The sequence below is a fragment of the Streptomyces sp. NBC_01241 genome, from assembly GCF_041435435.1.
Taxonomy (GTDB): Bacteria; Actinomycetota; Actinomycetes; order Streptomycetales; family Streptomycetaceae; genus Streptomyces.
Genome location: NZ_CP108494.1, coordinates 8,296,149 through 8,319,366 on the forward strand (window position 1 = coordinate 8,296,149; position 23,218 = coordinate 8,319,366).

Consider the following 23,218-nt stretch of genomic DNA (forward strand, 5'->3'; position numbering starts at 1 on the left):
GTGGGGGGTCGGACGTGGCTTGTCACTTGCGGCGAACCGCCTTGTTGTGGATCAAGACGGCAGTCGCGCGTCCGAGGTTGCTCCGCGATCAATAGAAGTCGACATCGGGGGACTGCGGGGGCATCGGAACCGGTGGGTGCCGGCGCCACCACCGTGCTGGGCGCGGGTACCGCCTCGTGGAGCGGCCCCGACACCTTCTGGCTAAGCTCGACGAGGGGCCGAATACCAGATCGATGGAGGCTCCCATGACGACTCTCGAACCCCGCGATGTGGCCCCTCGCCTCGCCACCGGTGCGTTCATCCTGAATTCCGGCCTGGGCAAGCTGAAGGCGGACGAAGAGACGGCCCAGGGCGTGCACGGCATGGCCTGTACCGCCTACCCGTTCCTCAAGAAGATGGAAGCCAAGCGATTCACCCGGCTGCTCGCGCTGACGGAAATCACGGTAGGCGGAACCCTGCTGGCCCCCTTCGTGCCGACCCGACTGGCCGGACTGGCGCTGACCGGGTTCTCCGGCGGCCTGGTCGGCCTCTACCTCCGGATGCCGGGGATGCGGGAACCCGGCAGCCTGCGGCCCACCCAGAACGGCATCCCGCTGGCCAAGGACTCCTGGATGCTGGGCATCGGACTCGGCTTCCTGGCCGCGGGTGTCCGCTGGCCGGGCGGGCGCGCGTCCCGGTGTCCCTGGCGGCGGTGCCGAGGCTGACGGCAGCGGCCGACGCCGGGGCGTGAGCGGGCTGCGCCGGCGCTGTGCCCGGTGAAGGCTCGCGTCGGTCGCATTCTGACTACTCTGGGGGTGGGAAACCGTGTCCGACCGACGCCGGCCGCCCGTGAGGCCGGGCCGATGAATGGCCCTCCGTTGCGGGATTTGTCACGGCAGGTAGCCGCCTGGAGTGCGGTGTCCCGGAAAACCTGGTTCCGTGGCGGGGTCCGCTCCGCCCACAGATCCAAGGAGTGATCATGAGCGAGTCAGAGGAATACCGGGGTCGCGTAAGGGAGATGCGCGCCAAGGCGAAGGACCTCATGGACGCAGCCGAGCGCACCTCGGACCCCAAGGAACGCCAGCGCCTGAAGGAGAAGGCCCGCAGGATCGAAGCCGAGAGCGATCAGGTCAGCGGCATGGCGAGCGGGGACATCTACCCCATGGAGTAGTCGGCCACTGGAGTAGCCGGCCACGGGAGCAGTCGGCCCTGAAGCGGCCGGCCTCCGGAGTGGCCGACGCCTGGAGTGCTCGACGTCGGGTGGTGGCCGATGGCCGTACTCCCGGACCCACGGGCGCCGCCGCCTGGCCCGGATCGCCGAAGTTGATCAGCTGAGCACGCGACCGCAAGCGGGAGCGTGGCAGAGAACGCAGAGGCTGCCCCGCAAGGCGTCCTCTCAGGCTCCAGGGACCTCGGCGCGGGCATCGGCCGGCAGCTGGAGGGCATGCTCGCGATCCTGGAGCAGCAGTCTGCCCTCGCCCGCGCAGGCTGCCACCCTGCCGCCGACCAGGAACTCCTCGGGAGGGCCGGCATGGAAGGTGCCGCACGCCCCGTCGGGTCCCTTGAAGCTCTGGGTGACACCGTCGGACAGCTCGGCGTCGCACTTTCCGGCGACGTACTCGGCCGACGTGGCCCGGACCGACGGCCGTTCGCCCTCCAGCACCCTTGATCGGCCCGCACCGCGGCGTGAACGGCCCGTGGAGCGGACGCACTTACTCAATCCGAAACGATCAGTCGGGACCGATTGGCAAGCTCGTCCCAGTCCGGAAACGGACAGTGCCGAACGCGGCGCGTGTCGATCGCGGGGGAGGGGCGGGAGAGCGGCCATGGTGAGGCCATGAACAGCGTTGACCTTTTGACGGACGCGTTCACCCGCGTCCAGGAGACGGTGCACGAGGCGGTCGAGGGACTGTCACCCACCGATCTCCATGCCCGCCTCGATGGCGGAGCGAACACGATCGCCTGGCTCGTATGGCACCTCACCCGGATCCAGGACGACCACGTCTCCGACGCGGCCGGTATCGAGCAGGTCTGGTTCACCCGGGACTGGGCCTCCCGTTTCGATCTGCCCTTCGAGAAGAACGCCACCGGGTACGGACACAGCGATGCGGACGTCGCGGCGGTGCGGGTGGGGTCGCCGGAACTGCTGCTCGGCTACTACGACGACGTCCATGAACAGACCCTCGATTTCATCAGCGAGCTCGACGGCCGGGCTCTGAACCGCGTCGTCGACGAGGCGTGGTCGCCGCCGGTCACCCTCGGGGTCCGTCTGATCAGCGTCATCTCGGACGACTTGCAGCACGCCGGCCAGGCGGCCTTCGTCCGGGGCGCGCTCGAACGTCGGTAGAACTCTGCGCGAGCAGGGGCCCGTTGCGCGCTCCGGGGCGGGTGCGCACTCCGGTGGCTGTGCCGTCCCCCGGTCCGCCGGGCACCGAGGTCATGAACCACATGGCCTTGGCGCCCGGCGGAATCCCGGCGCGCTTCAGACCTTGCGCCCGACGCCAGGGCGACGACGCCGGGATCGCGACCATCCGCAAGGAGGAGCCGCCTTCCGCAAGCGCCTGGCCGTGGTGGCGGGCATCGATCTCGACGACCCGGAGGCCGGATTCGAGGCGATGCTCCAACTGCGGCTGCACCCGCCGCGGTACTGACGCCGGCCCGGTCCTCACCGTGACACGCGGGATCCACCCGGGGCGGGCGCAATGATGAAAGAGTTCTCGTAGCAGCCGGACACAACGACGCCCGCACGCCCGCGTGTCCGCGCAGCCGTGTATCCGAATGTCGACGATGGGACAGATGCCATGCCTCTCAAGGGCGAGTACGAGCCGAGCCCCGCGCAGTGGGTCCGCGACCAGGTCGAGCTGTTCGAGAGCTCCGGTGGGACGGAGGGGACCATGATGCGGGGCCTGCCGGTCATCATCCTGACCACCCGCGGGGCCAAGAGCGGCAAGATCCGCAAGACGCCGCTCATGCGGGTCGAGCACAACGGCTCGTACGCTGTGGTCGCCTCGCAGGGCGGCGCCCCCAAGCACCCCGTCTGGTACCACAACCTCGTGGCCGACCCGCGCGTGGAACTGCAGGACGGCCCCGTCCGCCAGGACATGAGCGCCCGTGAGGTCACCGGCGAGGAGAAGGCCCTGTGGTGGCAGCGCGCGGTCGAGGCGTTCTCCGACTACGCCGACTACCAGCTCAAGACCGACCGGCAGATTCCGGTCTTCGTCCTGGAACCGGCGGCCGAGCCGCACTGACGAGCGCGCGGGGGAGGCGCGGACCGTACGCCCGCCGCGCCCCCCGGACGCGGCCTCGTGAGCCGGGCGGTCAGCGGTGCTCCGGATCGGGACAGTCCGAGCGGCAGCCCGCCGGCCCGCGGAGGGATCGTGCAACCGAGGAGACGTGCGCTGTCCCGCGCGGCCGGGACCCTTTTTCGGGATCAGGCCGTCAGCTTCCCGGGCAGCCAGCCCAGCTGCGCGGCCTCCTGGAACGGCCCGCCGCCCTCGTGGTCGTTGAAGTCGTACACCTCGATGGCCTTGTCCTGGTGGGCGTATGCGTTGAAGGCGGCGAAGACGGTCGAGGGCGGGCAGGTCATGTCCTCCAGAGCCGTCGAGAACAGGGCCGGTGCACGCCCGCGTGCGGCGAAGTGCACGCCGTCGAAGTAGGACAGGGTGGCCCTCGCCTGTTCGGCCCGGCCCCGGTGCGTCTTGAGGTAGCTGCCCACCTCGCGGTACGGGGTGCGGTCGGTGACGGTGAGCGCGCGGGGGAAGTCGCACAGGAACGGGACGTCCGGCGCGATCGCCACGAGGTCGGGTATCAGCCCGCCGACGGCGAGCGTGATGCCGCCGCCCTGGCTCTCGCCGATCGCCGCGGTGCGCGCCGCGTCGGCCAGCGGATGCGAGCGCGCCGCCTCCACCGCCCGCACCGCGTCGGTGAACACGCGCCGGTAGTAGAACGCGTGCGGGTCCTCGATGCCCCGGGTCATGAAACCGGGGTACGAGGGCGCGCTGCCCACCGGGTCGGGGGTCTCGCCGACCTGCCAGCCGCTGCCCTGGCCCCGGGTGTCCATCACGAAGTGGGCGAAACCGGCCGATGCCCAGAGCAGATGGGTGTGGGCCAGGCCCCGCCCGCCGCCGTAGCCGATGAACTCCACGACCACCGGCAGCGGTTCGGTGGTGCCCGCCGGGAGGACGAACCAGCCCTTGACCGGGTGCCCGCCGGAGCCCGCGAACGTCACGTCGTACACGTCGACGGTGCTCAGCCCCGTGCCTGTACACAGCTCGAACCGGGCGTCGAGGTCGTGGGACCTGGCCTCGTCGAGGGTCTTGGACCAGAACGCGTCGAAGTCCTCCGGCTCCACCGAACGGCTGCGGTAGTCGCGCAGCTGGTCGAGGGGCAGATCGAACAGGGACATGCGGAACCGCCTTCTTCGCAGGGGGGAGGGGGCACCCGTGGGGATGGTTGATCACACGGTACGGGGGCGGGCGGCGCGCGGACGAGGGTGTTCTCGCGCCGACCTGCTCGGACCGGATCACGCCTGCACGGCAGGAGGCCTCCGGACGTGCCGCACACGGGGCGCGACGGTCCGTGTCACGGCCATGTGCTGAACTGTCTGTGGCACATCTGATTCAGGAGCACCTTGTGAGCAGCTACCGGCACCCCGGCATCGTCTTCACCGACCGCTATTTCCCGGTCCCGCTCGACCACACCGATCCGGGCGGCGAGCAGATCGAGATCTTCGGCAGGGAGGCCGTGGCGAGTGGCAGGGCCGGTGAGGAACTGCCCTGGCTGGTCTATCTGGAGGGCGGCCCCGGCTTCGGCGCCCGGCGCTTCATCGGCGCGGAGGCATGGCTGGGACGGGCGGTGGAGGAGTACCGGGTGCTGCTCCTCGATCAGCGCGGCACCGGCCTGTCCACCCCTGCCAACCGGCAGACCCTGCCGCTGCGCGGCGGTCCGCGCGAGCAGGCCGACTACCTCGCCCACTTCCGGGCCGACAACATCGTGCGCGACTGCGAGCTCATCCGCCCGCGGCTGACCGGTGGCGAACCGTGGACGGTCCTCGGTCAGTCCTTCGGCGGCTTCTGCGCCGTCCGCTATCTGTCGGCCGCCCCCGAAGGGCTCAGGACCGTCCTGATCACCGGCGGGCTGCCCTCGCTCGACGCGCACGCCGACGACGTCTACCGGGCCGCCTACCCGCGGATCGAGCGCAAGGTCGCCGCCCACTACGCGCGCTACCCGCAGGACGTCGAACGGGCCCGGGAGATCACCGCTCACCTCGCGGAGCACCGCCCGGAAAGCGCGGGCCACCGTCTGACGCCCGAGGGGTTCCAGTCCCTCGGGATCATGCTGGGCGGCGGCAACGGCAGTCACCAGCTGCACTACCTGCTGGAGAACGCCTTCGTCCGCACGCCGCTGGGCACCGAGCTCTCGGACACGTTCCAGGAGGCGGTGCGCACGGCGAGTTCGTTCGCCGGGCATCCGCTGTACGCGCTGATGCACGAGGCGATCTACGGCCAGGGCGAGCGGCCCACCGGCTGGGCCGCCGAGCGGGTCCGTGCCGAATTTCCCCAGTTCGACGCGGCCACGGCGCTCAAGGGCGACGGCCCGGTGCTCTTCACCGGTGAGAGCATCCATCCCTGGCACTTCGAGGTCGACCCGGCGCTGCGCCCGCTGCGCGAGACCGCCGAACTGCTGGCCTCCCGTACCGACTGGGCGCCGCTCTACGACACCGCGCGGCTGGCCGCCAACGAGGTGCCGGTCGCCGCGGCCGTCTACCACGACGACATGTACGTCGACACCGGGCACGCGCTGCGCACGGCGGCGGCGATCCGCGGGCTGCGTACCTGGGTGACCAACGAGTACGAGCACGACGGGCTGCGCGCGGGCGGACCGCGCGTACTGGACCGGCTGCTCGCCCTGGTCCGGGACGAGGTCTGATCGGTTCCAGCGAACGGCAGGAGCCGGTCACGTACCCGCGTGACCGGCTCCTGCCGCGTCGCTCGGTGCGTCAGCCCTGGAGGGCGTCCAGCGTCGCGTCCAGGTTCGCGGCCGAGCGCGGGGCGCGGTTGTACGGAAGCTTCGACAGGGCCGCCGCCATCCCGCACGTGTTGGTCACGGCGGAGAAGACGAGCCCGGAGCCGATGCCCGCGGCGACCCACCGGGCGGCCGGGAAGCGCACCCCGGCCAGCAGGCCGGCCACCACCAGAGAACCTGCGGCGAGCCGGACCTGACGCTCCATCGGCCAGGTCGGCCGGGCCCCGGCCGGACGGTCGAGATCGCGGCCCTCGCGCTCCCAGGCCGAGGTGCCGCCGGACAGTGTCACGGCGTCGATGTCGGCCGCGGCCAGAATGTCGCAGGCCCGGGTGGAGCGGACGCCGGAGGCGCACACCACGAGCAGCGAGCCGCGGGCGGCGGCGGATTTCAGGGCGGGCACGGCCTCGGGGAGGCGGTCCAGCGGGATGTTCAGGGCACCGGGCACGTGCCCGGAGGCGTACTCGCCGGGGGCCCGCACATCGATGACGGTGAACTCCGCGAGACGGGCCGCGGCCTGGGCGGGCGAGAGGGAGACGGGGCTGGTCACGAGCAGTTGATTCCTTTCGTTCACCGGGGCCGAGGAGGAACTCGGTCTCTCCTGCCCCTTCGGTTAGAATACCCCTTGGGGTATCAGGAGGAGGATGTTGTGGAACTCGACATGGCGGCCGACGAACTGAAGTCGGTCCTCAACCGCCTTCGCCGCGCGCAGGGCCAGCTCGCCGGGATCATCAGGATGATCGAGGAGGGCCGGGACTGCGAGGACGTCATCACGCAGATGGCGGCCGTTTCCCGGGCGCTCGACCGGGCCGGTTTCGCGATCATCGCGACGGGTCTGCAGCACTGCATGCCCGACGGCGGCAGTGAGTCCGCGGACCGGGACCGGATGCGGGCACGGCTGGAGAAGCTCTTTCTCTCGCTGGCCTGACCGAGGAGCAGGGGGCGATGCCGTGAACGGGGCGCTCACCGCCCGGTCCGGCGCGCGGGCGTGGTGAGGTCGTAACCTGCCGGCATGACGGAGCAGCTGACGCCCATGCCCGCGGACTGGCGGCGTGCCCTCGCCGTGGTCGCGCACCCCGACGACCTGGAGTACGGCTGCGCGGCGGCGATCGCGGACTGGACCGATGGCGGGCGCGAGGTCACCTACCTCCTCGCCACCCGCGGCGAGGCCGGTATCGACTCGCTCCCCCCGGAGGAATGCGCACCACTGCGCGAGCGGGAACAGCGGGCGAGCGCGGCCATCGTCGGCGTCACCACCGTGGAGTTCCTGGATCACCGCGACGGAGTGATCGAGTACGGAATCCCGCTGCGCCGCGACATCGCCGCGGCCATCCGCAGGCACCGTCCCGAACTGGTCATCACGCTCAACCACCGCGACACCTGGGGCGGCGTCGCCTGGAACTCCCCTGATCACCGGGCGGTCGGCCGTGCCGCCCTGGACGCCGCGGCCGACGCGGGAAACCGCTGGATCTTCCCGGAGCTGACCGGGGCGGGGCTCCCGCCGTGGGACGGGGTGCGATGGGTCGCGGTAGCGGGGTCGGCCACCCCCACCCACGCAGTGGACGCGACGCCCGGACTGGAGCGGTCCGTGGAATCACTGCTGGCGCACCGCACGTACATCGAAGGGCTGACGGATGAGAACCCCGAGGCGTACTGCCGTACCTTCCTGACCGGACACGCGCAGTCCGCGGCCGAGCGGTTCGGGGGTCGCCCCGCCGTCACGTTCGAGCTCTTCGCCCGCTGAAATCGGGCCCCTGCGGGGCAAAGCTGCAGGTCCAGGTGTTGATGTTGTCCAGACCATTGACATGCAAGCGACACGGTGTTGAATTCAGTCTCGTTGTGTTGTGCGACTCCGGTGACTTGAGTGATCAATGGAGGACCTGTGACGCCTCGCCCATTCCGTTTCACCGCACTCGGCACGGCGGCGACCCTGCTGGCCGGCGGCCTGCTGGCCGCGGTGCCGCCCGCCCAGGCAGCCGACGGCCCCGGGACCGCCGCACCGGCGAAGTCCGCGGCGGGGCAGCGGACCCCCGCCATCGCGCCGACCCCGCAGTCCGTGCGGAACCGGCCCGACCGGATCACCATCAGCCCCACCGTCACCGTGGTGGCGGGCGCAACCGCCGACGAGCCGTCCCTCGAGGTGGTGGAGACCGCCCTGCGCCGGGCCGGTGCACAGCGCGTCGTGCGCAGCGACAAACCCGGCAGGAGCGGGCTCACCGTCCATGTCGGTGACTCCGCCGCGCTCGCCGCCCAGCACCTCGACGGCCCGTCCGGGCTGCCCGCCGAGGGCTATGTGCTCGGCGTCGGCGCCGACCGCATCGTCCTCGCCGGCAAGGACACCACCGGCACGTACTACGCCGCGCAGACCCTGCGTCAGGTTCTGCCGCAGGTGAAGCATCCGGGGGCCGACGTCGCCGGACTCGCCGTACGCGACTGGCCCGGCACCGCACTGCGCGGCGTCATCGAGGGCTTCTACGGCACCCCGTGGTCGCACGAGGCCCGGCTCGACCAGCTCGACTACTACGGCGAGCACAAGATGAACATCTACGTGTACTCGCCGAAGGACGACGCGTATCTCCGGGCGAAGTGGCGCGACGCCTACCCCGCCGACCAGCTGGCCCGGATCAAGGAGCTCACCGACCGGGCCGTCGAACGGCACGTGGAGTTCACGTACGCGCTCTCGCCCGGCCTCTCCGTCTGCTACAGCTCGGACGCCGACGCCAGGGCCCTGGTGGACAAGTTCCAGACGATCTGGGACATCGGCGTACGGACCTTCGCCATTCCGCTCGACGACATCAGCTACACCGACTGGAACTGCGCCGAGGACAAGGCGAAGTGGGGGACCGGCGGGGGTGCGGCGGGCGCGGCGCAGGCCTATCTGCTCAACCGGGTCAACAAGGAGTTCATCGCCACCCACCCGGGCGCCCAGCCGCTGCAGATGGTCCCCACCGAGTACTACGACGTCTCCGCGTCGCCGTACAAGAAGGCGCTGGCCGAGCAGCTCGACCCCGGTGTCCTGGTCGAATGGACCGGTGTCGGCGTTGTCGCACCGACCATGACCGTCGCGCAGGCCGAGGCCGCCCGCACGGTTTTCAACCACCCGATCCTGACGTGGGACAACTACCCGGTCAACGACTACGCGACCAACCGGCTGCTGCTCGGCCCGTTCAACGGACGGGAGAAGGGCCTGCCCGGCAAGCTGGCCGGGATCACCGCCAACCCGATGATCCAGCCGTACGCCTCGAAGATCGCGCTCCACACCGTTTCCGACTACGCCTGGAACGACGCCGCGTACGACCCGCGCACCTCATGGGGCGAGGGGCTGAAGGAGTACGCGGGCGGCGACCCCCGCACCGAGAAGGCGCTGCGGGCCTTCGCCGACGTCAACTACAGCTCCGCCCTCAACAAGGACCAGGCCCCCGAGCTGGCGGCCGAGTTCGCCCGCTACTGGGAGTCCGGCGACGCCGCGCGGCTCACTTCGGTGCTAGGCGCGCTCGGCTCCGCACCCGGACGGTTGCGCGGCAGCCTTCCGGACCGCGGCTTCATCGCCGACTCCGGCCCCTGGCTGGACGCCACCGAGTCCTGGGCCGCCGCCGCCCGTACCGCCCTGCGCATGGTCGAGGCGGCCCGCGCCGGAAAGGGCGCGCAGGCCTGGGAGCTGCGGCAGCAGCTGCCCGCACAGGTCGCCGCGGCGAAGGCGTTCGCCTACACGGGTCTGGACGGCCGCAAGGTGCCGGTCCTCGTCGGTGACGGCGTGCTGGACCGGTTCATCGACGCGGCGAGCGCCGAACACGACCGGATCCTCGGCGTGAGCGGCCGGCCCTCGGCGACGACGAGCCTGGGCACGTACCAGAGCAACACGGTCGCGCGGATGCTGGACGGCGACGACTCCACCTACTTCTGGAGCGACCGCGCGCCCGCCGCGGGCGACCAGGTCACCGTGGACCTGGGCCGGGTCCGGGACATCGGCGACATCACCCTCGCCATGGCCAAGCCCGGCAGCACCGACGACTACCTCCATCAAGGCGTGCTCGAATACTCCTCCGACGGGCAGAAGTGGCAGCAGTTGACCGCCTTCTCCGGAAAGCCGGACGTCACCGCGACCGCGCCCGCCGGAACCAAGGCCCGCTATGTGCGGGCGCGGGCGACGGCCGGCCAGGACAACTGGCTCGTCGTACGGGAGTTCAGCGTCCCGGCCGAGGAGGGCGCGGTCACCGGAGGCCCGCCCGCCGCGGCCGGATCCTCGCTGCGGGCGGCGTTCGACGGGGACCCGGGCACCGTCTACCGGGCGGCCCGCGCTCCGGAGGCCGGGGAGGCGCTGGAGATGGGGCTCCTCGCCGCGCGCCCCGTGCGGTCCGTCACCGTCCTGCAGCCTGCCGGGTCCGCCGGGCGTGCCGACATCCAGCTGCGCGGCACCGACGGAACGTGGCAGACGGTCGGCGCGCTCGCCGGCCCGTACGCCGAGGTGCCTGCCGCGGGCCGCACCGCCGACGCGGTGCGACTGGTCTGGCGCGCGGGGTCGGCGGCGCCGCAGATCGCCGAAGTGGTGGTGGCCGGCCAGGACTGACGTCCGGCCGCACGACCACGCCGGGGACGTGCCGGCCACCCGGCTCGAACACGCCCTGCCCGGCTCGAACACGCCCTGCCCGGCTCGAACACGCCCTGCCCGGCTCGAACACGCCCGGTCCGGCCCGAAGCGCTTCGGGCCGGACCGGGCGCTGTCATGCCCGCCTTCGGCCGAAACCGGCAGCGGCCGGTTGTTCCCAGAGGGGCAAGCAACCGCTTAGTATGCGCCGCAGCAGTGGTAATGCCGACAGTGTTGTGGAGGCCCCTCATGCAGGCATGGCGAGTGCACCGGAACGGCGAGCCGAACGAGGTGATGCGGCTCGAAGAGACGGACCGGCCCACAAGCGGCGCCGGGCAGGTGCTCATCGAGGTGCTCGCGGCGGACATCAACTTCCCCGACGCGCTGCTCTGCCGCGGCCAGTACCAGATGCGGCCCCCGCTGCCGTTCACGCCCGGGGTGGAGATCTGCGGCCGGACGCCGGACGGCCGCAGGGTGCTCGCCACGCCCGCCCTGCCGAACGGCGGATTCGCCGAGTACGTCGTCGCGGACGAGGCGTCCCTGCTGCCCGCCCCGGAAGCCCTGGACGACGCCGAGGCCGCCGCCCTCCACATCGGCTACCAGACCGGCTGGTTCGGTCTGCACCGCAGGGCGCGTCTCCAGGCGGGCGAAACGCTCCTGGTCCATGCGGCGGCCGGTGGGGTCGGCAGCGCGGCCGTCCAGCTCGGCAAGGCCGCCGGAGCGAGTGTCATCGGCGTCGTGGGAGGCCCCGAGAAGGCGAAGATCGCCGGCGAGCTCGGCTGCGACCTGGTCATCGACCGCCGGAGCGAGGACATCGTCGCCGCAGTGAAGGAAGCGACCGGCGGGCGCGGCGCCGACGTGGTGTACGACCCCGTCGGCGGCGACGCCTACGCCAAGTCCGTGAAGTGCGTCGCCTTCGAGGGCCGGGTGATCGTCGTCGGCTTCGCGAGCGGAGCCATCCCCACCCCGGCGCTGAACCACGCCCTCGTCAAGAACTACTCGATCGTCGGACTCCACTGGGGCCTGTACAACACCCAGGATCCGGCCGCCGTCCGCGCCTGCCACGAGGAACTCACCCGTCTCGCGGCCGAAGGGGTCATCAAGCCGCTGATCAGCGAGCGTGTCGGGCTGGACCAGGCCGCGGCCGCCGTCCAGCGGGTCGCGGACGGCACCACCACCGGCCGGATCGTCGTCCTCCCGTCAGGAGCCGCCCGATGACGACCCCCGACGCGGCCGAACTCCGCCGCCGTACCCAGGAGCTGCTCGCCGCACACCCCCCGGCCACCACCGACCGCACCGACTTCCTCAAGGCCCGCTTCGACGCCGGGCTCGCCTGGGTGCACTACCCGGCCGGCCTCGGCGGCCTCGACGCGCCGCGCTCCCTGCAGTCCGTCGTCGATACCGAACTCGCCGCCGCGGGCGCCCCCGACAACGACCCGCGCCGGATCGGCATCGGCCTCGGCATGGCCGCGCCCACCATCCTCGGCTACGGCACCGACGAGCAGAAGCAGCGCTTCCTGCGACCGCTGTGGGTCGGCGAAGAAGTCTGGTGCCAGCTCTTCAGCGAACCGGGCGCCGGCTCGGACCTCGCCGCGCTCGGCACCCGCGCCGTCCGTGCCGGCGAGGACTGGGTGGTCGACGGACAGAAGGTCTGGACGTCCAGCGCCCATCTGGCCCGCTGGGCGATCCTCATCGCCCGCACCGACCCGGACCAGCCCAAGCACCGCGGCATCAGTTACTTCATCTGCGACATGACGGATCCCGGCGTCGAGGTGCGGCCGCTGCGCCAGATCACCGGCGAGGCCGAGTTCAACGAGGTCTTCCTGACCGGCGTACGCATCCCGGACAGCAGGCGCCTCGGCCCGGTCGGTGAGGGCTGGAAGGTCGCGCAGACCACACTGATGAACGAGCGGGTCTCCATCGGCGGGGCACGCATCCCCCGCGAGGGCGGCATGATCGGCCCGGTCGCCCGCACCTGGCGCGCACGCCCCGAACTGCGCACCCACGACCTGCACCAGCGCCTGCTGGGCCTCTGGGTCGAGGCCGAGGTCGCCAGGCTCGCCGGCACCCGGCTGCGCCAGCAGCTCGTCGCCGGACAGCCCGGCCCCGAGGGCTCCGGTATGAAGCTCGCCTTCGCCCGGCTCAACCAGGAGATCAGCGGACTGGAAGTCGAACTCCTCGGCGAGGACGGCCTGTTGTACAGCGACTGGACCATGCGCCGCCCGGAACTCGTCGACTTCACCGGACACGACGCCGGATACCGCTATCTGCGCTCCAAGGGCAACTCCATCGAGGGCGGCACCAGCGAGGTACTGCTCAACATCGTCGCCGAACGCGTCCTCGGGCTGCCCGCCGAGCCGCGCAACGACAAGGACGTCCCCTGGAAGGACCTGACCCGATGACCGCACCGACCGAAGAGACCCAGGCGCCCGATCTGCTGTACTCGCAGGCCGAGGACGATCTGCGGGCGGCGGTGCGTTCGCTGCTCGCCGACCGGTGCGATGCGCCGGCGGTGCTCGCCCGCATCGAGTCCGACGCGCCCTACGACCAGCGGCTCTGGAAGGCCCTCGCCGCCGGCATCGGCGCCGCCGGACTGCTGGTGCCCGAGGAGCTGGGCGGGCAGGGCGCCGGGCACCGCGAGGCCGCGGTGGTGCTGGAGGAGCTGGGGCGCGCGGTCGCCCCCGCGCCGTATCTGACCAGCGCGGTCGTCGCCACCGAGATCCTTCTCGCGCTGGGGGCACTGGACGGCCCGGTCACCGAACTGCTCCGGGACCTCGCCACCGGGCGCAAGGTCGCGGTCCTCGCCGTACCGTTCTCCGCCCTGTCGCCCGGCGCTGCGCAGCCGGCCGGTGTCGTGGCCGACGCGCTGGAGGGGACCATGACCGGCGTCGCCGACGCGCCCGCGGCCGACGTGCTGCTGGTCCCCACCACCGACGGCCTGTACGCGGTGGAGACCGGCGCCGAAGGCGTCACCGTCGAGCCCCTCGTCCCGCTCGACCTGACCCGCCCGCTCGCCACCGTCACCCTCGCCAAGGCCCCGGGAACCCGCCTGGCCAACGGTGCGTCCGCGGTCTTCGCCGTGCGCAGGGGCCTGCTGGCGGGCGCCGGGCTGCTCGCCTCCGAGCAGCTCGGACTCGCCGAGTGGTGCCTGACCGAGACCGTCCGCCACACCCGCGAACGGCACCAGTTCAACCGGCCCGTCGGCTCGTTCCAGGCCCTCAAGCACCGTATGGCGCAGCTCTGGCTGGAGGTCGTGTCGGCCCGCGCCGCCGCGCGGAACGCCGCGGACGCCCTCGCGACCGGCAGCCGCGACACGCCGTTGGCGGTGGCCGTCGCGCAGGCGTACTGCTCGAAGGTCGCGGTGCACGCGGCGGAGGAGTGCATTCAGCTGCACGGCGGCATCGGCATGACCTGGGAGCACCCGGCGCACCTGTACCTCAAGCGCGCCAAGGCCGACTCGATCGCGTACGGAACGGCCGGAAACCATCGCGAGGTCATCGCCGAGCTGGTCGATCTGCCCGCACCGTAAGGAACCCCTCATGGTGCGGGGGCAGTTGGGAGCGGAGGTGCGTGCCGGCGCACCTCCGCTCCGTCGTTCCGGCGGCCGGTGGGGTACCGCGCATCCCTTTGCCTGTTGTTTAATTGCGACTGAATCGCAATAACGGTCGATCTTCAATAAGGGATGTGCAGAGTATGACGGGCCGATCGATACGGGGAGCGGTCGCCGCGACACTGGCGACCGTACTGTCGTTGACCGCGGCAGCCTGCTCACAACCGGGTGGCTCGGACGGCGGCGACTCCGGTTCGGGCGCAGGGGAGTCGGCGGTGGTCGGCATCGCCTACGAGCCCGACAGCCTCAGCCCGCTGCTGGGCTACGGCAAGGACGGCAACTCCAAGATCTTCGACGGGCTGCTCGCCCTCGACGCGCACATGAAGCTGCGGCCCGCTCTCGCCGCCGCCCTGCCCGAGGTGAGCGACGACGGACTGACGTACACGTACAGGCTCCGCCAGGGCGTGAAGTTCAGCGACGGGAAGCCGTTCGGCGCCAAGGACGTCGTCTTCACCTACCGCACCATCCTGGACGAGAAGACCAACAACGCGTCCCGGAGCGAACTCGACGCAGTGAAGAGTGTCGCGGCCACCGGCGACGACACCGTGGTCTTCACACTCAAGTACCCCTACGCGCCCTTCGCCCAGCGCACCGTCCTGCCCATCGCCCCCGAACACGTCGCGGGCAGGCAGGACGTCAACACCGGCGCCTTCACCACCCACCCCATCGGTACCGGACCGTACGTCCTCACCAAGTGGTCCAAGGGCGAGAAGCTGAGCTTCAGGGCCAACCCCGACTACTGGGGCGGCGCACCGAAGGTGAAGAAGTTCACCATGGCGGTCATCAAGGACGACGACGTACGCGCCACCCGGCTGCGCTCCGGTGAGCTCGACGGCGCGATCCTGCCGCCCAACCTGGCCAAGGGCTTCGCCCAGGGCAGCGGCATGCGGACGTACGCCGCCACGACGTACGACTACCGCACCGTGACCCTGCCCACCCACAACAAGGTCACCGGCGACACCGCGATCCGGCGCGCCCTCGATGTCGCCGTCGACCGCGAGGCCATGGTCGACTCCATCCTCAACGGCGAGGGCAGGCCCGCCTACGGCCCCGTCCCCACCGACAGCGAGTGGTTCACCAAGGGCACCGAACGCCCCCACGACCTGGCCGCAGCGAAGAGGATCCTCGACGACGCCGGTTGGAAGCCCGGCAAGGACGGCATCCGCACCAAGGACGGCGTACGCGCCGCGTTCCCCCTCTGGTACCTCACCGGCGACAAGCTCCGCCAGGACCACGCACTCGCCTACGCGTCCGACGCCAAGAAGACCGGCATCGACATCACCACCGAGGCCGGTACCTGGGAGGTCATCGAGCCCCGGATGAAGCAGGACGCCGTCCTCGCGGGCGGCGGATCGCCCGCCGACCCCGACTTCGACCAGTACACCCTGCTGGAGTCCTCGCTCGCGGGCGACGGCTTCAACAACATGGCGTGGTACGACAACAAGGCCGTCGACCAGGCCCTCGAAGCGGGCCGCAGAAGCGGCGACACGACCGCGCGCAAGGCCGCCTACGACACCGTCCAGCGCGAACTGGTGAAGAACCCCGGCTACACCTTCCTCACCCACATCGACCACCTCTACGTTGTGAAGGACCGTTTCGGCGCCCTCACCACCCAGGTAGAACCGCACGACCACGGCCTGGCATCCGGCCCGTGGTGGAACGTCGAGGACTGGACGCCGACGAAGTGAACCACCGCCTCCCCTGGGGGCAGATGGGCAGGATGGCGGGACGACGGGCGCTGCTCGCCGTCCCCGTCCTGGCCGCCGTGACGTTCGGCGTCTTCGCCGTCGCCGCCGCCTCCCCCTTCGACCCCGTCAAGGCGTACGCGGGCACCGCCGGTCTCACCGCCTCGCAGGAGAACCTCGATCAGCTGCGGGCCAACCTCGGCGTCGACCAGCCCCTCGTGACCCGCTGGTGGGACTGGCTGACCGCCGCGCTCAGCGGTGACCTCGGCGACTCCAGCGTGATGCGCCAACCCGTCGCCGATGTCATCGGCGAGCGCCTCGGCTGGTCCGTGCTGCTCGCCGCGACCGCCTTCCTCGTCGCCGTCGTCCTGGGCACGGGCCTCGGCGTACTGGCCGCGCGCCGACCGGGCGGCCTCCTCGACCGGTGCGTCAGCTCCGCCGCGTACACGCTCGAAGCCGCCCCGGCCTTCTGGCTCGGACTGCTCGCCATCTGGTTCTTCGCCCTGAAACTCGATGTGCTCCCGGCCGGCGGCCTCACCGACGCGGCCAGCGATACCATCACCTTCGGCCAGGTCGCCAACCACCTGCTGCTCCCCGCGGCCGTGCTCGGGATCTCCCAGCTCCCGTGGTTCTTCCTCTACGTACGCCAGGGCGTCGCCGACGCGCTCGACGAGGATCCGGTGCGCGGCGCCCGCGCCCGCGGACTGCGCGAACGCACCGTGCTGCTCGGCCACGCACTGCGCTCCGGCATGCTGCCGATGCTCACCCTGATCGGCTCCCGCGTCCCCGAACTCATCACCGGCGCCCTGCTCGTCGAGACGGTCTTCAGCTGGCCCGGCATCGCCGCCGCCACCGTCCAGGCCGCCACCTCCGTCGACTTCCCACTGCTCGCGGCGCTCACCGTGCTCGCCACCGCGGCGGTCGTCCTCGGCAACCTCCTCTCCGATCTGCTGTACGCGATCGCCGACCCGAGAGTGGGCTTCGATGGCTGAACTCGTCCTCGGATCCACCCGCCGCACCAACCGCCGCATCCGGGTGGCCGGCTCCGCCGCAATCGTCGCCGCGGTGCTGCTCGCGGTCCTGCTCGTACCGCCGCTGGTCCAGCTCGACCAGCAGGCCGTCGACCTCGCGGCCAGACTCCGACCACCGTCCTGGGAGCACCCGTTCGGCACCGACGACGTCGGCCGCGATCTGCTGCTGCGCTGCGTGTACGGGCTGCGCGTATCGCTGCTCGTCGGCATCGTCGCCGGGCTCACCGCCACCGTCATCGGGACCGCCGTGGGTGCGCTCGCCGCCGCGTTCGGGGGCTGGACCGACCGGATCGTCATGCGGCTCGTGGACACCTTCTCGTCCGTACCGCACCTGCTGCTGGGCATCTTCATCGTCGCCATGTTCCGGCCCGGCGTCGGCCCGGTGATCGTGTCCGTCGCCCTCACCCACTGGCTCTCGACGGCCCGGATCGTCCGCTCCGAAGTGCTGTCGCTGCGCTCACGCCCGTTCATCGACGCGGCGATCTCCGGCGGCGCCTCACGCGGGCGGGTCATCGTCCGGCATCTGCTGCCCGCGGTGCTCCCGCAGGCGGGCCTCGCCGCGGTGCTCATGGTGCCGCACGCCATGTGGCACGAGTCCGCGCTCTCCTTCCTGGGGCTCGGACTCCCCACCCACCAGGCGAGCCTCGGCAACCTCGTGCAGACGGCGCGCGGTTCGCTGCTCGCCGGGGACTGGTGGCCGACGCTCTTCCCCGGCCTGTTCCTGATCATTCCGACCCTCGCCCTGGCGGGCCTCGCCGGTGCCTGGCGGGAACGGATCAACCCGCGCCGCCGATCGGAGCTGATGCTGTGAACACCGTCCCGGACCCACGGAACCTGGACGCGCAGAGCCTGGACCCGCGGTCGCAGGAACCACGGTCCCCGGTCCTTTCCGTCCGTGGGCTCTCCGTCCGCTTCAGGATGCGCGGCGGGCGGCACATCGCGGCCGTCAGCGACGCGCACTTCGACCTCGCGGCGGGGGAGTGCCTCGCCCTGGTCGGCGAGAGCGGCTGCGGCAAGTCCGTGCTCGCCTCCGCGCTCCTGGGCCTGCTCCCCGGCAACGCGCGGACCGCGGGCTCGGCGCTGCTCCACGACGGCACCGATCTGCTCACCGCCGATGAACGGACCCTGGCCCGCACGGTACGGGGCCGCCGCATCGGACTCGTACCGCAGAGCCCCGCGGCCCACCTCACCCCGGTCCGCACGGTGCGCGCCCAACTGGAGGAGACCCTCCGCGAACTGGCCGGCATCCGAAGGCCCGCACTGCGCGCCGCCGCTGAAAAGGCCGCCGCGCGCGCCGCGTTCCCGGCCGGCCACCTGGACCGGTACCCGCACGAACTCTCCGGCGGCCTCGCCCAGCGCGCCGCCACCGCGCTGGCCCTGATCGGCGACGCACCCCTGCTCCTGGCCGACGAACCGACCACCGGACTCGACCGCGACCTGGTCGAGCGGACCGTCGACGAACTGCGCCGCCACACCGACGGCGGCAGGGCCCTCCTGCTCATCACCCACGACCTGGCGGCGGCCGAGCGGATCGCCGACCGGGTCGCCGTGATGTACGCGGGCCGCATCGTCGAACTCGCCGACGCCGACCGGTTCTTCGGGGGACCAGGACCGCGCCACCCGTACGCCCGCGGTCTCCTCGACGCCCTCCCGGAGCGCGCCTTCGCCCCCATCCCCGGAATGCCGCCGGAGCTCGGCGCGCTCCCCGACGGCTGCGCGTTCGCGGCCCGTTGCGGCCGCGCCGACGACCGGTGCTCCGTCCCGCCCCCGTTCGACGGCCGTCTCGCCTGCCACCACGGCGTGCGGACAGCCGCGGAGGAGTCCGCCCATGCTTGAACTCACCCGTATCACGGCCGGATACGTCCCCCGTGCCCCCGTGGTCCGCGACGCCTCACTGACGGTTGAACCCGGCGAATCCGTCGGACTGCTGGGCCCGAGCGGTTGCGGTAAATCGACCCTGGCCAGGGTCGCCGCGCTGCTGCACCGCCCGGACACGGGCACGGTCACACTGGACGGCCGACCGGTACGGGGCTGGCGGCACCGCGCCCCGAGGGCGCAGCGCACCGCCGTCGGCGTTGTCTTCCAACAGCCCCGGCTCTCGGCCGACCCCCGGCTCAGCCTCCGCGAACTCATCGCCCAGCCCCTGCGCGCCACTGGCCGGCGCTCGACGGTGACCGACCAGGTGGCCGAACTGGCCCCGGCCGTCGGCCTCACCGCCGAACTGCTGAACCGGCGTCCGCACGAGGTGAGCGACGGTCAGTTGCAGCGTGCCTGCCTCGCGAGGGCATTGGTCCTGCGGCCGCGCTGGCTGATCTGCGACGAGATGACGGCGATGCTCGACGCGTCGACGACCGCCGCGCTGGTCGCGGTCGTCGAGTCCTACCGACGCGAGTCCGGGGCCGGTCTGCTGGCGGTCGGCCACGACCGGGTGCTGCTGGAACGCTGGTGCGACCGCACGGTCGGCTGGCAGGAAATCACCGGGCACGGCACACCGGACCCGGCTACCACGGCCCCGTCCAGCTGCTGATCGACATCAGGACCGACGGGGCGGCCGCCTACGTCGAACTCGACCGGCAGCTCCGGCGGTACCGGCAGACGCTGACGGTGTACCAGCACGGCCGCGTCCGGCCCGGCGCGATCACGCCCGTCATCTCCGGCGATCGTGCCGCAGGCATCCCGATGGAGGCCCAGCGCACCCGCTACGCCTTCTACGACGGCGGGCCCGACGACCTCGGGACCGCGGCCACCGCGTCGTTCCTTGCGCTCATCAGCAGCAGTCGGAGCGACAACTTCGGCCGGCTGGGCACGGGCACCTTCCCCGTGGCCGAGCGGGACAAACTGCGCTCGCTCGTCACCACGGCCCACCGAAGCGGTCAACGCGTCCGTTTCCGGGCCACTCCCGACGTCGCGGGACCGGAGCGGGAGGCCGTATGGACCGAGCTGCTGGCCGCCGGAGTCGACCACCTGAACACCGATGACCTGGCGGGGCTCGAACACTTCCTCCGTACCCATGACCGGGACACCGGGGCCGAGCCCGCTGCGCTCGGCGGTGGACCGGAGACGGGCGCGCCGTCCGGGGCGTGACAGCCAGTCAACACCCGTATGGCGGACACGCCAGTCCGCCGGATGGCCTCCCCGCTACGCCACACTGGCGGCCGAATGCCGCATTCCGGCGCGGCGGAGGAGGTTGGCCATGGCCATTTCGATCTCACTGGTGCTGCTTCTGCTGATCCTTGCGGTGATCTTTCTCCGCAACGGGGGGCTGAAGATCTCGCATGCGCTGGTCTGCGCCATGCTCGGGTTCTTCCTCGCGGGTACGAGCATGGCGCCGACCATTCAGAGCGGTCTGACGGCCACGGCCGACGTCGTCAGCAGCCTGAAGCCTTGACGGCAGCGGGGCGGCGGGGCGAGCGACGGACGGCATGTGTTTCTCCTCGCTGACGTGACCGGCTGCGCTCCGGTGGCCGTCGACGCGGGGTCACCCCGCCGGGAGCGCCCCGCCCGCCGGTACCACCGATGCCGCGATCATTCGGTCATCGCCACCGCACCGACAAGGATTCTTGCCGTTCCGGCAAACCGCCGCTGTACGGCACCCCGTCACGAGCCGACGAGGAGCAATGCTCAGGACTTGCGGATCGGCCTCGGGTGGGATGCCCCGTGTGATGTGGAGGGCGTACCTTCCCGAGTGATCGACTCAAGGTCATCGAGGAGGCCCGCGTTGCACCGCGGGTCGGGAGGGCACGCCCGTGCTGAGCGTAGTCAACAAGGACGGCACCACCGAGACTGGCTCCCTGATGGACGACATCGTCCGCGAGGGTGCCCGGCGGATGCTCGCTGCGGCCTTGGAGGCCGAGGTCAACCAGTACATAGCCGAGCTGGCAGGCCAGCGTGACGAGGCCGGCCGCCGCCTGGTCGTCCGTAACGGGCACCACCGTGAGCGGACCGTGACCACGGCCGCCGGGCCGGTCGCTGTGAAGGCGCCGCGCGTGAACGACAGGCGCGTGGACGAGGCGACGGGCGAACGTAAGCGGTTCTCGTCGAAGATCCTCGCGCCGTGGTGCCGGAAGTCTCCAAAGATCAGCGAAGTCCTGCCCCCTTCTCTACCTGCACGGACTGTCCTCCGGCGACTTCGTGCCCGCGATGGAGCAGTTCCTCGGCTCGGCCGCTGGCCTCTCCCCGGCGACGATCACGCGGCTGACGAAGCAATGGCAGGACGACCACACCGCCTTCCAGGCCCGCGACCTGTCGGAATCCGACTATGTCTACGTGTGGGCTGACGGCGTCCATCCCAAGGTCCGTCTCGGCCAGGCACATTCCTGTGTCCTGGTACTCATGGGTGTGCGCGCGGACGGCAGCAAGGAACTCATTGCGCTCGCCGAGGGGCTACGAGAGTCGACCGAGTCCTGGGCGGACCTGCTGCGAGACTGCCGCCGGCGCGGCATGACCGATCCCGAACTCGTCGTTGGCGACGGTGCGATGGGAATGTGGCGGGCCCTCGCGGAGGTGTTTCCGCAGGCCAGGCATCAAAGGTGCTGGGTTCACAAAACCCGCAACGTGATCAATGCCCTGCCGAAGTCGGCCCAGCCCGGCGCAAAGAAGGCCCTCCAAGAGATTTGCAACGCCGAGGACCGTGACCACGCCGAGAAGGCTATCCGCGACTTCGAGAGTGCCTACGGCGCGAAGTGGCCGAAGGCGGTGAAGAAGGTCACCGGCGAGATCGACGAGCTCCTTGCGTTCTACGACTTCCCCGCCGAGCACTGGGTTCACCTGCGCACGACAAATCCAATCGAAAGCACTTTCAGCACCGTGAAACTCAGGACGAAGGTCACCCGCGGGGCCGACAGCGCGGCTGCGGCTCTGGCCATGGTGTTCAAGCTGGCCGAGTCCGCCCAAGCCCGCTGGCGCGCGATCACCGCACCTCACCTCGTCGCTCTCGTCCGCAACGGCGCCCGCTTCAAGAACGGTCACCTCGTCGAACGCCCCAAGGTCACCGCAGCCTGAACAACCCGGCTGCCCCGTCGTGACAATCACTCACCAGGAAGGCACCTCGGCATGACCACCAAGTACGACGTCAAGCGCGAGCTCAAGAAGTGCTACTCGCCCAAGAACACTGACTGGGAGCTCGTCGACATCCCCGAGCTCCATTTCCTTGCGATCGACGGGCACGGCGACCCGAACACCAGCGCCGCTTACCGCTGCGCGGTCGAGGCGCTCTACGCGGTCGCCTATACCGTTAAGTTCGCGACCAAAGGTGACCTCGGCAAGGACTTCGTCGTGGGCCCGCTTGAGGGACTGTGGTGGGCGGACGACATGGACGACTTCCTGGCCAGGCTCAAGGACAACTGGCGATGGAGACTGCTCATCAACGTCCCCGACTGGATCACCAGTGACATGATCGAAGACGCCAAGCACACCGCCCTCACCAAGAAGAACCTTCCGGCTATTCCGGATGTTCGGTCACAGACGCTGCACGAGGGCAACAGCGCCCAGGTCCTCCACATCGGCCCTTACGACGACGAGACACCGATCCTGACCAGGCTGCACCACGAGTACCTCCCCGCCAACAACCTGCGGGAGGCGGGGCTGCACCACGAGATCTACCTCAGCGACCCACGCAGGACTGACCCCGCCAAAGTCAGGACGCTTCTACGGCAACCCGTAGAAGCGCAATCCGGTTGAGCGACCTCGGCGCGTCAGCGAAGGGCCAACGCCCGCGAGGCAAGTTGGAGAGCAGTGCTCGTCGAACGACCAGAAGAAATCAGAAGGTGATCAGCAAGCGCAATGGCACGCCGATCCACAGGTCTTGACTATTCCTCGCCGACGAGACGCGACCGGATCAGGAACCGCACCCCTTCCGGAGCCTCCAGGGAGAATCCGCTGCCCCGCCCCTCCACCACGTCGACGATCAGCCGGGTGTGCGCCCACACCTTGTACTGGCTCCTCGACATCCAGAACGGGACGCTTTCCGTCACCCCGTCGACATCGAGTGAGGCCAGCAGCACGTCCGAGCCGCCGGTACGGAACCCACCGGCCTGGTAACACATGGGCGCACTGCCGTCGCAGCAGCCGCCCGACTGGTGGAACATCAGCGGACCGTGCACCGCGCGCAGCCGGCGCACCAGATCGGCGGCTGCGGGGGTCAGCTCTACGGGTGGCGCGTCCCACGGGATCATCGCGGACGGCTCGAACGGAGTTTCCCCGGCACGCAGTTGGCCGGGATGCGGATTCTTCGTCTCGTCTCGGTTCATGCATCAGCCCTTGTCGCATCGGATGGCGCACCGGTCGGCTGGGACGATATGGGCGAACG

At 70.9% G+C, this 23,218-nt stretch carries 23 protein-coding genes and 2 pseudogenes; 21 read left to right on the top strand and 4 right to left on the bottom strand.

The window, feature by feature from the left end:
• Window positions 1-245: 245 nt before the first annotated feature.
• Both OG306_RS37565 and OG306_RS37570 read left to right on the top strand, forming a co-directional pair.
• Window positions 246-704: a hypothetical protein gene (locus OG306_RS37565; protein WP_266751018.1), complete on the top strand. Its 459-nt coding sequence runs from the start codon at window positions 246-248 to the stop codon at window positions 702-704.
• Window positions 705-958: 254 nt separating this feature from the next.
• Entirely contained in the window at window positions 959-1,150 is a 192-nt protein-coding gene (locus OG306_RS37570) for a DUF6381 family protein (RefSeq protein WP_266751019.1), read from the top strand.
• Window positions 1,151-1,375: 225 nt separating this feature from the next.
• Here OG306_RS37570 and OG306_RS37575 read toward each other — a convergent pair whose 3' ends face one another.
• Window positions 1,376-1,699 (bottom strand): hypothetical protein, encoded by a 324-nt coding sequence (locus OG306_RS37575; RefSeq protein ID WP_371666132.1) that lies wholly within the window; start codon window positions 1,697-1,699, stop codon window positions 1,376-1,378.
• 117 nt (window positions 1,700-1,816) lie between these two features.
• Here OG306_RS37575 and OG306_RS37580 point away from each other — a divergent pair, with 117 nt between their 5' ends.
• The 3 genes from OG306_RS37580 to OG306_RS37590 all read left to right on the top strand — a co-directional run bounded on the left by OG306_RS37580 (window position 1,817) and on the right by OG306_RS37590 (window position 3,227).
• Entirely contained in the window at window positions 1,817-2,326 is a 510-nt protein-coding gene (locus OG306_RS37580) for a mycothiol transferase (RefSeq protein WP_266751022.1), read from the top strand.
• Window positions 2,327-2,468: 142 nt separating this feature from the next.
• Window positions 2,469-2,630, top strand: a complete 162-nt coding sequence (locus tag OG306_RS37585) for a hypothetical protein (protein WP_266751023.1) — start codon at window positions 2,469-2,471, stop codon at window positions 2,628-2,630.
• 150 nt (window positions 2,631-2,780) lie between these two features.
• Complete coding sequence (locus OG306_RS37590; protein ID WP_266751024.1) at window positions 2,781-3,227, top strand: nitroreductase family deazaflavin-dependent oxidoreductase; 447 nt, start codon at window positions 2,781-2,783, stop codon at window positions 3,225-3,227.
• Between the two features lie 182 nt (window positions 3,228-3,409).
• Here the strand turns inward: OG306_RS37590 and OG306_RS37595 are convergent, their stop codons facing one another.
• Window positions 3,410-4,384, bottom strand: a complete 975-nt coding sequence (locus OG306_RS37595) for an acetylxylan esterase (protein WP_327258384.1) — start codon at window positions 4,382-4,384, stop codon at window positions 3,410-3,412.
• A 227-nt stretch (window positions 4,385-4,611) separates the two neighbouring features.
• Between OG306_RS37595 and OG306_RS37600 the strand changes: the two genes are divergently transcribed.
• On the top strand, window positions 4,612-5,907 hold the full coding sequence (locus OG306_RS37600) for an alpha/beta fold hydrolase (RefSeq protein WP_266751027.1): 1,296 nt from the start codon (window positions 4,612-4,614) through the stop codon (window positions 5,905-5,907).
• Window positions 5,908-5,977: 70 nt separating this feature from the next.
• Here OG306_RS37600 and OG306_RS37605 read toward each other — a convergent pair whose 3' ends face one another.
• Window positions 5,978-6,550: a rhodanese-like domain-containing protein gene (locus tag OG306_RS37605; protein ID WP_266751029.1), complete on the bottom strand. Its 573-nt coding sequence runs from the start codon at window positions 6,548-6,550 to the stop codon at window positions 5,978-5,980.
• A 99-nt stretch (window positions 6,551-6,649) separates the two neighbouring features.
• Between OG306_RS37605 and OG306_RS37610 the strand changes: the two genes are divergently transcribed.
• From OG306_RS37610 to OG306_RS37680, 15 genes and pseudogenes are all read left to right on the top strand, one after another.
• Window positions 6,650-6,928 (top strand): metal-sensitive transcriptional regulator, encoded by a 279-nt coding sequence (locus tag OG306_RS37610; RefSeq protein ID WP_323184003.1) that lies wholly within the window; start codon window positions 6,650-6,652, stop codon window positions 6,926-6,928.
• Window positions 6,929-7,012: 84 nt separating this feature from the next.
• Entirely contained in the window at window positions 7,013-7,744 is a 732-nt protein-coding gene (locus tag OG306_RS37615; RefSeq protein WP_266751031.1) for a PIG-L deacetylase family protein, read from the top strand.
• Between the two features lie 138 nt (window positions 7,745-7,882).
• Complete coding sequence (locus OG306_RS37620) at window positions 7,883-10,567, top strand: beta-N-acetylglucosaminidase domain-containing protein (RefSeq protein ID WP_266904493.1); 2,685 nt, start codon at window positions 7,883-7,885, stop codon at window positions 10,565-10,567.
• A gap of 267 nt (window positions 10,568-10,834) precedes the next feature.
• Entirely contained in the window at window positions 10,835-11,803 is a 969-nt protein-coding gene (locus tag OG306_RS37625) for an NADPH:quinone oxidoreductase family protein (RefSeq protein WP_266751034.1), read from the top strand.
• Window positions 11,800-12,987, top strand: a complete 1,188-nt coding sequence (locus tag OG306_RS37630; RefSeq protein ID WP_266751035.1) for an acyl-CoA dehydrogenase family protein — start codon at window positions 11,800-11,802, stop codon at window positions 12,985-12,987. Before OG306_RS37625 ends, OG306_RS37630 begins: the two co-directional genes overlap by 4 nt.
• Window positions 12,984-14,114, top strand: a complete 1,131-nt coding sequence (locus tag OG306_RS37635; RefSeq protein ID WP_266751036.1) for an acyl-CoA dehydrogenase family protein — start codon at window positions 12,984-12,986, stop codon at window positions 14,112-14,114. The genes OG306_RS37630 and OG306_RS37635 overlap by 4 nt, the downstream gene beginning before the upstream one ends.
• A 164-nt stretch (window positions 14,115-14,278) precedes the next feature.
• Entirely contained in the window at window positions 14,279-15,883 is a 1,605-nt protein-coding gene (locus OG306_RS37640) for an ABC transporter substrate-binding protein (RefSeq protein ID WP_266751038.1), read from the top strand.
• Window positions 15,884-15,906: 23 nt separating this feature from the next.
• Window positions 15,907-16,872, top strand: coding sequence for an ABC transporter permease (locus OG306_RS37645; protein ID WP_266907537.1), 966 nt, complete (start codon window positions 15,907-15,909; stop codon window positions 16,870-16,872).
• Window positions 16,865-17,722 (top strand): ABC transporter permease, encoded by an 858-nt coding sequence (locus OG306_RS37650; RefSeq protein ID WP_266751039.1) that lies wholly within the window; start codon window positions 16,865-16,867, stop codon window positions 17,720-17,722. The genes OG306_RS37645 and OG306_RS37650 overlap by 8 nt, the downstream gene beginning before the upstream one ends.
• A gap of 107 nt (window positions 17,723-17,829) precedes the next feature.
• Window positions 17,830-18,747 carry an ABC transporter ATP-binding protein gene (locus tag OG306_RS37655; protein WP_371666300.1) on the top strand — a complete coding sequence of 306 codons (918 nt, stop codon included), beginning with the start codon at window positions 17,830-17,832 and terminating at the stop codon, window positions 18,745-18,747.
• Window positions 18,740-19,438, top strand: a complete 699-nt coding sequence (locus OG306_RS37660) for an ABC transporter ATP-binding protein (protein ID WP_266751041.1) — start codon at window positions 18,740-18,742, stop codon at window positions 19,436-19,438. Before OG306_RS37655 ends, OG306_RS37660 begins: the two co-directional genes overlap by 8 nt.
• Window positions 19,375-19,995, top strand: a pseudogene (locus OG306_RS37665) (hypothetical protein); the annotation flags it as partial. The gene OG306_RS37660 and the pseudogene OG306_RS37665, both read left to right, overlap by 64 nt.
• Window positions 19,996-20,104: 109 nt before the next feature.
• A complete protein-coding gene (locus tag OG306_RS37670; protein WP_266751042.1) occupies window positions 20,105-20,299 on the top strand; it encodes a hypothetical protein in 195 nt (64 codons plus the stop codon).
• Between the two features lie 358 nt (window positions 20,300-20,657).
• Window positions 20,658-21,912 (top strand): annotated as a pseudogene (locus tag OG306_RS37675) (IS256 family transposase).
• Between the two features lie 51 nt (window positions 21,913-21,963).
• Window positions 21,964-22,590 carry a GyrI-like domain-containing protein gene (locus OG306_RS37680; RefSeq protein WP_327258383.1) on the top strand — a complete coding sequence of 209 codons (627 nt, stop codon included), beginning with the start codon at window positions 21,964-21,966 and terminating at the stop codon, window positions 22,588-22,590.
• A gap of 128 nt (window positions 22,591-22,718) precedes the next feature.
• Here the strand turns inward: OG306_RS37680 and OG306_RS37685 are convergent, their stop codons facing one another.
• Complete coding sequence (locus OG306_RS37685) at window positions 22,719-23,084, bottom strand: DUF779 domain-containing protein (RefSeq protein WP_266752643.1); 366 nt, start codon at window positions 23,082-23,084, stop codon at window positions 22,719-22,721.
• Window positions 23,085-23,218: the final 134 nt, after the last annotated feature.